The sequence below is a fragment of the Streptomyces sp. NPDC059398 genome (genome assembly GCF_042751845.1).
In the GTDB taxonomy this organism is placed as follows: domain Bacteria; phylum Actinomycetota; class Actinomycetes; order Streptomycetales; family Streptomycetaceae; genus Streptomyces.
Map to the genome: position 1 here is coordinate 40,312 of NZ_JBHYWP010000065.1, position 6,831 is coordinate 47,142.

The window sequence follows — 6,831 nt, forward strand, 5'->3', positions numbered from 1 at the left end:
GGGGTGCCCGGCGCCCACATATTCGCCCCAACACCCCCCCCCCAACCCCCACCCCCACCACCCCCCCCCCCCCGCGCCCCCCGGCCCGGGGGGCGCCGCCCGCCCGACCAGACCGCCGGCCAGGACGACGCGAACGGTCCGGAGCTGGACACCGCCGGCCGGAGCGGTCCGCCCCCGGTCGAGGAGACCCCGCCGCCCAAGTCCCGGGGCGCGGACACCCGCGCTCTGACCCAGGTGCTGTTCGCGCAGCTCAAAGAGGTCCAGCCGGGCAGCGCCGAGCACACCAGGGTGCGTTCGGCGCTGATCGAGGCCAATCTGCCGCTGGTCAGATACGCCGCTGCCCGCTTCCGCAGCCGCAACGAGCCGATGGAGGACGTGGTCCAGGTCGGCACCATCGGCCTGATCAACGCCATCGACCGGTTCGACCCGGAGCGCGGGGTGCAGTTCCCGACCTTCGCGATGCCGACCGTGGTCGGCGAGATCAAACGTTACTTCCGAGACAACGTACGGACCGTCCACGTCCCCCGGCGGCTCCATGAACTCTGGGTCCAGGTCACCGGGGCCACCGAGGACCTCACGACGATGCACGGCCGGTCCCCCACGACGGCGGAGATCGCCGAGCGGCTGCGCATCAGCGAGGACGACGTCCTGGCCTGCATCGAGGCGGGCCGCTCCTACCACGCGCAGTCGCTGGAGGCCGCCCAGGAGGGCGACGGGCTGCCGGGGCTGCTCGACCGGCTCGGTTACGAGGACCCGGCACTGGCCGGCGTCGAACACCGCGATCTGGTCCGGCATCTGCTCGTCCAGCTGCCCGAGCGGGAGCAGCGGATCCTGATGCTGCGCTACTACAGCAATCTGACGCAGTCGCAGATCAGCCAGGAGCTGGGCGTCTCCCAGATGCATGTCTCACGGCTGCTGGCCAGAAGCTTCGCGCGGCTGCGATCCGCAAACCGGATCGAGGCGTAACCGGTACGGGTGATCCGTATCCGCAGCAGAAATGCCCCACACCCCCTCTTTCCAGCGCACATTTGTCGACTTGGCGCTACAGCGTGTTGCCGACATGTGACATTCTGCTGGAACCGCGTTTGCCGCAGTCCACCCTCCGGTATTCAGGTGGAGGCTGCGTTCCTCCGACGGGAGCGTCCGCCGCGACCGTCCGCGACCTCAAGGGGGTGGCATGTCCGCAGAACAGGGCAGCTCGAAGGTGCTCACGAAAGACGCACCGGAGACACTCAGCAGCTCCGCATTGCCGAGCTCTGGCGCCATCGACACCCGCACTCTGTCCCGCTCCCTCTTCCTGCGGCTCGCCGTGCTGGCCTCCCAGGAACCGGACAGCCCGGAGCGCACCTACGTACGGGACACACTGATCGAGCTCAACCTGCCGCTGGTGCGTTACGCGGCGGCCAGGTTCCGCAGCCGGAACGAGCCGATGGAGGACATCATCCAGGTCGGCACCATCGGCCTGATCAAGGCGATCGACCGGTTCGACTGCGAACGGGGCGTGGAATTCCCGACGTTCGCGATGCCGACCATCGTCGGCGAGATCAAGCGCTTCTTCCGCGACACCTCCTGGTCGGTGCGGGTGCCGCGCCGCCTCCAGGAGCTGAGGCTCGCCCTGACCAAGGCCAGTGACGAGCTGGCCCAGCGGCTCGACCGGTCCCCGACCGTCCCCGAACTCGCCCTGGCACTGGGCGTTTCGGAGGAGGACGTGGTCGACGGACTCGCGGTGGGCAACGCGTACACCGCGTCCTCGCTCGACTCGCCCTCCCCCGAGGACGACGGCGGCGAGGGGTCCCTCGCGGACCGTCTCGGCTACGACGACACGGCGCTCGAAGGCGTCGAGTACCGGGAGTCCCTCAAGCCGCTGCTGGCCAAACTGCCGCCGCGTGAGCGGCAGATCATCATGCTGAGGTTCTTCGCGAACATGACGCAGTCACAGATCGGCGAGGAGGTCGGCATCTCCCAGATGCATGTGTCCCGGCTGCTGACGCGGACGCTGGCCCAGCTGCGGGAGGGGCTGATCGGGGAGTAGCCGGAAGCCGGCGGGAACAGGCAGGACCATGACCGCCCCCGGGCGCCTCCGGTTCTTCCCCGCCCCGCCGGGTTCCTAATTGACGACCCGTCAGACACACTGGCGCGATGCGACGCCAGCACGCGGCCATCGCCGCCACCACAACGGCCCTCTGCCTGGGCGGCCTGGTGGCCGCTTTCGCGGGCGGCACCGCACACCATGGCTACGCCGCGGTCGGCGCCGCGGGCGCCGGGCAGGCGCCCACCACACCCGTACCCCCCTCGGGAAAGGTCACCCTGACGCCCCTGGACGGCTCCGGGGCGACTTCGGGGCATGATGAGGGCGGGTCACCTGACGCCGCGTCCCAGGAGGGCGCACAGAGCCCCTCGGCGCCCGGCGGGGCCAACTCCGTACATCAGTCGCCGCATACGGCCGGTACGGACACCCAGGGCGGCACAGGAGCGTCCGGCGGCAGCGGGCCGTCGGGCGGCGCGCGGACCCCGGGCGGCTCCGCCCCTTCCGGCACCACCGGCGGCAGCACCTCCACCCCGCCCGAGTCCGGCGGCGGCGCTTCGCACACACCCGGCGGAACCGGTGGCGGTGGAAACAGCGGCGGAACCGGCAGCACCTCGCCCGCCCCTCCGGCAGGGCCCGCGGTACTCAAGGTCGGCGCCCCTGACCGGGCCACGACGGACAAGCGCTGGTGCGAGAAAGTGACCGTGCGCTTCAGCAACACCGGTGGCTCACCGGTCGCTTCGGGCACGGTCACTTTCTCGACGCACATCATCGGCGGGCTCGGAGTGGACTGGGCGACCCGGACCTCGGCCCAGCCGCTGCCGGGGCCGATCGCCGCCGGTGCGGCCAGGTCGAAGACGTACACCGTGTGCGTGGACGACTGGCGGGTGCCGCTGGGGATGCACATAGAGACCCGGAAGGTCTCCGTCAGCTGGAAGTGACCGCGGGCGGCACGGAGTCCGTACGCGCCCGGGCCGGCGGAAAACGCGGAAACCGCGCAGAAAGCAGAAAACGCAGAAAAAGGGGAGCGGGACGGCGGGCCGGGACGGTCAGCCCAGCGCGAGGAACGCGACGGCGGCCAGCACCACGATCACGACGATGACCCCGACGATCACGCCGACCCTCGGGCCCGACTGCTGCTGCGGAACGGCCGCGGGGCGGGACGCGCCCTGCGGTGCGCCCTCGTCGACGAAGGCGCGGAACATCTGGGTGCTGCCCGCGGGGTCGTTGGTGCCCTCGGGGCCTTGGGGCGCTTGGGGGTTGTGTGCCATGAGGCAGGACCCTAGCGAACCCTGCGGTCCCGCCCAACCCCCGGGCGGAGGGCGACACCTTTCGAACACCCTTCCGTCACCGCATTGACCTTACACATGCAAACATTTTGGCTTCCCTTTACCCTTCCTTGCTCCATTTAATTTGCCTGCAGCAACCAACGGCTTTAAAGTTGCCTGAAGCAACAACATAGAGTGCTCACAGACAGCCCACAGGGAGGTGCCCGTGGCAGCGCAGAGTCAGTACGAAGAACTGGCCAGGCAGCTGACCGCCTTCGGCGCCGTCAAACGCGGTCTCTCCCGCATCCTCCCGCCGGAGTGCCCGACCGGATCAGCCGCCGTGCTGTCCCTTCTGGACCGGCACGGCGAGATGCGGATGAGCAGACTCGCCGAACTGCTCGCCGTGGACATGTCGGTCACCAGCCGGCATGTGGCCCACGTCGCGGAGCGTGGCTGGATCGAGCGGTCCCCGGACCCCGCCGACAAGCGCTCCCGCATCCTGCGGCTCACCCCCGCAGGCGACGACATGCTCGGCGTGCTCGCCGAGCGCCACATCGAATCGCTCGCTCGCACGCTCAGCGACTGGTCCGACGACGAAGTCGGACAGCTCAACTCGCTGCTGGAACGGCTGCGTGCCAGCTTCGGCGACTGCCGGGTCTGGACCGGACAGCACTCGGGACACCACTCCGAGCAGCACGCGGAGCAGCTCGCCGGACAGCGGTCCGGGGAGCCCTCCGGGGAGCGCGAGCAGACCCGTACATCCGCATAGACCCGCACCACCGCATCACCGCATCAACCCGCAGAGATCAGCACAGACCGCGTGGATCCGCGCAGACCCGCGTATCGACCGCGTCAGTAGAGACAAGGAATTCCATGGCTACGACCACACCGGCCGGTGTGCGGGGCGGCCACGCCAAGCACGGGGGCCATCCCGCCCCCGACAGCGGCGCCCCGATGACACACCGGCAGATCATGGAGGCCCTCTCGGGCCTGCTGCTCGGTATGTTCGTCGCGATCCTTTCGTCGACGATCGTCACCAACGCGCTGCCGAAGATCGTCTCCGATCTGCACGGCAGCCAGTCCTCGTACACCTGGGTCGTCACCGCGTCCCTGCTGGCCATGACGGCGACCACCCCGCTCTGGGGCAAGCTCTCCGACCTGTTCAGCAAGAAACTGCTCGTCCAGATAGCCCTGGTCATCTACGTCCTGGGCTCGGCCGCCGCCGGTCTCTCGCAGAACTCGTCGACGCTGATCATCTTCCGGGTCGTCCAGGGCATCGGCGTCGGCGGTCTCTCCGCCCTCGCGCAGATCGTGATGGCCGCGATGATCTCCCCGCGCGAGCGGGGCCGGTACAGCGGCTACCTCGGTGCGACCTTCGCAGTCGCGACCGTCGCGGGACCGCTGCTCGGCGGTGTCATCACGGACACCAGCTGGCTCGGCTGGCGCTGGTGCTTCTACGTCGGGGTGCCCTTCGCGATCATCGCGCTGATCGTTCTGCAGAAGACCCTGAAGCTCCCGGTCATCAAGCGCGAGGTCAAGGTCGACTGGAGCGGCGCGTTCTTCATCGCCGCCGCCGTCTCCCTGCTGATGGTCTGGATCACCTTCGCCGGTGACAAGTACGACTGGATGTCCTGGCAGACGGGCGCCATGGTCGGCGGTTCCGTCGTCCTGGGGCTGCTCTTCGTCCTCGTCGAGTCCAAGGCGAGCGAGCCGATCATCCCGCTGCGGCTCTTCCGCAACCCGACGATCACCCTCGCCTCCATCGGCTCGCTGTTCGTCGGTGTCGCGATGTTCTCCGGCACCGTCTTCTTCAGCCAGTACTTCCAGCTGGCGCGCGGCAAGTCGCCGACGATGTCCGGTGTGATGACGATCCCGATGATCGGTGGTCTGTTCATCTCGTCGACCATCTCGGGACAGTTCATCACCCGGACAGGCAAGTGGAAGATCTGGCTGGTCAGCGGTGGTGTGCTGGTGACCGCCGGGCTCGGCCTGCTCTCCACCATCCGGTACGACACGACGTACTGGCACGTGGCGATCTTCATGGCCCTGATGGGTCTCGGCATCGGCATGATGATGCAGAACCTGGTGCTCTGCACCCAGAACCAGGTCTCCCAGAAGGACCTCGGCTCGGCCTCGTCCACCGTCTCGTTCTTCCGCTCCCTCGGTGGTGCGGTCGGCGTCTCGGCGCTGGGCGCGGTGCTCGCCAACCGGGTCACGCACTTCGTCACCGACGGTCTGCACGACCTCGGCCCGAAGGGCGCCGCACTGGCCGGAAAGGGCATGGGCGACGGATCGGTTCCCAACATCAGTGCCCTGCCGCAGCCGCTGCGCTCCATCATGGAGAGCGCGTACGGACACGGCGTCGCGAACGTCTTCCTGTACGCGGCCGCGTGTGCGCTGCTCGCCTTCCTGGTGACGCTCTTCATCAAGGAGGTCCCGCTGCGGACCCGTGCCGTGGGTGCGCCCGAGCAGGAAGCACCCGCCGACGCCGTACCGGCGGCGATGGCGGAGACTGTTGATACCAACGCCGTTCCGGCCGGCCACGTGCCGGACCACGCCACTCCCCCCACGAGTGTCCCGACCACTGAGGAGACGATGCCGATGCAGTCCGTTCCCACCCCAGGTATCACGATCCACGGTGTCGTCAGGGGCGCCGAGGGCGCACCCGTCGGCCAGGCGGCCGTCACGCTGATCTCGCTGGCCGGGCGCCAGCTGGGCCGCGCGGTGGCACAGGGCGACGGCGGTTACGCCGTGGACGCGCCGAGCTCCGGCTCGTACGTCCTGATCGCGTCGGCCGACGGCTTCCAGCCGCAGGCCTCCACCGTGACCGTCGGGGACGAGGCACTGTCGTACGACATCCTCCTCTCCGGTACGAGCGGACTCGTCGGTTCCGTGAAGTCCGCGGACGGCGGCAAGGCCGTCGAGGGCGCGATGGTCGTCGTCACCGATGTGCGCGGCGATGTGCTGGCCACCGGCAAGTCCGGTGCGCAGGGCGACTTCACCTTCGGCGAGATGATCCCCGGCTCGGTGACCGTCGCGGTGAACGCGGCCGGCTTCCGGCCGATGGCCCTGCCGGTGGACGTCGGCGGCCAGGGCGTGACCCGTATCGAGGTCGCGCTGGAGTCCGGTTCGCTGGTCCAGGGTGTCGTACGCGGTGGATCCGACCGGCGCCCGCTGCCCGACGCCCGGGTGACGCTCGTGGACGCCGCGGGCAACGTGGTGGCCACGGCGACCACCGGGACCGACGGCGCCTACGGATTCGCCGACCTCAACTCGGGCGAGTACACGGTCATCGCGACGGGTTACCCGCCGGTCGCGGGCTCGTTGACGGTCGCGGGCAACGGCATCGACGGACACGACATCGAACTGGCCCACCCGGGCGAGTAGTCACCAGGCTGCCCCAGCGGATGCGGGGCGCGTAGGGGGCGGGCCCGGCCGGGCCCCGTCAAGCCCCGGACGCGGTGGTGGGGGGCCGGGGGCGGCCCGCCCCCACCCCCCCGGGCCCCCATTTTTGATGGGGAGAGAAAGGGGTCTGGC

The 6,831-nt window shown here is 69.5% G+C and carries 6 protein-coding genes; 5 read left to right on the forward strand and 1 reads right to left on the reverse strand.

Annotated features, from left to right (window positions below):
* Positions 1-144 precede the first annotated feature (144 nt).
* The 3 genes from ACFXBC_RS22325 to ACFXBC_RS22335 all read left to right on the forward strand — a co-directional run bounded on the left by ACFXBC_RS22325 (position 145) and on the right by ACFXBC_RS22335 (position 2,967).
* Positions 145-966: an RNA polymerase sigma factor SigF gene (locus ACFXBC_RS22325; RefSeq protein ID WP_385027065.1), complete on the forward strand. Its 822-nt coding sequence runs from the start codon at positions 145-147 to the stop codon at positions 964-966.
* Positions 967-1,177: 211 nt separating this feature from the next.
* Entirely contained in the window at positions 1,178-2,032 is an 855-nt protein-coding gene (locus ACFXBC_RS22330) for an RNA polymerase sigma factor SigF (protein WP_385027047.1), read from the forward strand.
* Between the two features lie 107 nt (positions 2,033-2,139).
* Positions 2,140-2,967, forward strand: a complete 828-nt coding sequence (locus ACFXBC_RS22335) for a hypothetical protein (RefSeq protein ID WP_385027050.1) — start codon at positions 2,140-2,142, stop codon at positions 2,965-2,967.
* Positions 2,968-3,075: 108 nt separating this feature from the next.
* Here ACFXBC_RS22335 and ACFXBC_RS22340 read toward each other — a convergent pair whose 3' ends face one another.
* Entirely contained in the window at positions 3,076-3,297 is a 222-nt protein-coding gene (locus ACFXBC_RS22340) for a hypothetical protein (protein ID WP_385027053.1), read from the reverse strand.
* 223 nt (positions 3,298-3,520) lie between these two features.
* Between ACFXBC_RS22340 and ACFXBC_RS22345 the strand changes: the two genes are divergently transcribed.
* Both ACFXBC_RS22345 and ACFXBC_RS22350 read left to right on the forward strand, forming a co-directional pair.
* Entirely contained in the window at positions 3,521-4,063 is a 543-nt protein-coding gene (locus ACFXBC_RS22345) for a MarR family winged helix-turn-helix transcriptional regulator (protein WP_385027056.1), read from the forward strand.
* A 104-nt stretch (positions 4,064-4,167) separates the two neighbouring features.
* Complete coding sequence (locus tag ACFXBC_RS22350; RefSeq protein ID WP_385027059.1) at positions 4,168-6,681, forward strand: MFS transporter; 2,514 nt, start codon at positions 4,168-4,170, stop codon at positions 6,679-6,681.
* Positions 6,682-6,831 lie beyond the last annotated feature (150 nt).

Excerpts from the sequence above, each read along its gene's own strand:
- ACFXBC_RS22330 (WP_385027047.1), top strand. The coding sequence starts at position 1,178 with ATGTCCGCAGAACAGGGCAGCTCGAAGGTGCTCACGAAAGACGCACCG.
- ACFXBC_RS22335 (WP_385027050.1), top strand. The coding sequence starts at position 2,140 with ATGCGACGCCAGCACGCGGCCATCGCCGCCACCACAACGGCCCTCTGC.
- ACFXBC_RS22340 (WP_385027053.1), bottom strand. The coding sequence starts at position 3,297 with ATGGCACACAACCCCCAAGCGCCCCAAGGCCCCGAGGGCACCAACGAC.
- ACFXBC_RS22350 (WP_385027059.1), top strand. The coding sequence starts at position 4,168 with ATGGCTACGACCACACCGGCCGGTGTGCGGGGCGGCCACGCCAAGCAC.